This window comes from Fictibacillus sp. 26RED30, from assembly GCF_015903845.1.
Taxonomy (GTDB): domain Bacteria; phylum Bacillota; class Bacilli; order Bacillales; family Fictibacillaceae; genus Fictibacillus; species Fictibacillus phosphorivorans.
Map to the genome: position 1 here is coordinate 1 of NZ_JACZDV010000014.1, position 1450 is coordinate 1450.

The following is a 1450-nucleotide window of genomic DNA, read 5'->3' on the forward strand; positions in this document are numbered from 1 at the left end:
TGATGTGACCCCTAAAAGTTAGACACGGTTATTTCATTAGGCAGCAGTTAGGGCATGAGTACGGTATTTAACCGGGCTCATGCCTTTTAATTTTGCCTTGATTCGTTTGTGATTATAATAATCCATATATTTAGCCAGCTCTAGTTTAAAGTGTTCCACACTTTCAAATTCTTTTAGATAAAGAAGTTCAGATTTTAGGATTCCAAAGAAGTTTTCCATCACAGCGTTATCGTAACAGTTCCCTTTACGAGACATACTCTGGGTGATGCCACTTTTACTGAGGACCTTACGGTATTGTTTCATTTGATAGTGCCAGCCTTGATCTGAATGTATAAGAAGCTTATCTTTATCTGTCACATGCGCTAGAGCTTAATCTAACATCGTTGAGACAAGGGAGTATGTCGGTCTAGCCCCTATTGTATAGGTAATAATTTCTCCATTAAATAAGTCCAAAACGGGTGATAAATAAAGCTTCTTTCCGAATAATTTAAACTCTGTAATATCCGTGACCCACTTTTCGTTTGGTTCTTCAGCTTTAAAATTACGATTTAAAATATTTGGTGCAATCTTCCCAATCGTTCCTTTATAAGAACGATATTTTTTGATACGTACGAGACATTTTAATCCTAGTTCCTTCATGATACGCTGTACCTTTTTGTGGTTAACTTGGTGTCCACGGTTTCTAAGTTCATCGCGAATTCTACGGTAGCCAAAACGGCCTTCATGTTCATTATAAATAGCCTGAATCAAATGTTTTAACTCCTCGTCAGGGTCAGGACGATTGAAATGATTCACCCAATAATAATAGGTACTACGTGGGATTCCTGCTAGCTTTATAAGTGCTTGTATCGAAAACTCATGCCTTAATTCATAGACTACTTGCGCTTTGTCTTGTTTGGTGATTTTTCCTTGTTTTGAACTAAGGCATTCAACTTTTTTAAATAAGCATTTTCCATACGTAACGCTTCTAATTCCTGTTGAAGCGCTTCTATTGTTCCTTTATCTGGTGATGACTTTTTGGAAGACTTTTGATCTTTCTTATTCATGTTTGGACGCCTCTTTTTCTTTGGTTTTAGGGCATCCAAACCTTGAGTCTCTAATAAATCTCGCCATTTCCACAAGGTAGAATCGGATGGCAGATTAAAAATCGCGGCTGTATCAAAGATAGACGTCCCATTGTCGTTCATATATTTTAGTACGTCTAGTTTAAAGTTTAAGGGGTAATTTGTATAGCTTTTGAAAAAAGCATTCTCACCGTGGTATTCATATTTTCTAATCCAAAATAGAACTTTACTATTATTCGCGCCAATCTCTTTTGCGATTGTTTTATACCCTACATCCCCTTCTAAATATCGTTTAACAGCAGCTATTTTTTCTTCGATCGTAAATTTAGCCATAAGAAAAGCACCTCCAAATTTAAGACTGTGTCTAAAATTGGGGGTGCAGTTCA

1 pseudogene is annotated in these 1450 nt (G+C 36.6%); it reads right to left on the minus strand.

Annotation, left to right across the window (positions count from 1 at the left end):
- Positions 1–36 precede the first annotated feature (36 nt).
- Positions 37–1397: pseudogene (locus IHV11_RS20990) on the minus strand (IS3 family transposase).
- Positions 1398–1450: the final 53 nt, after the last annotated feature.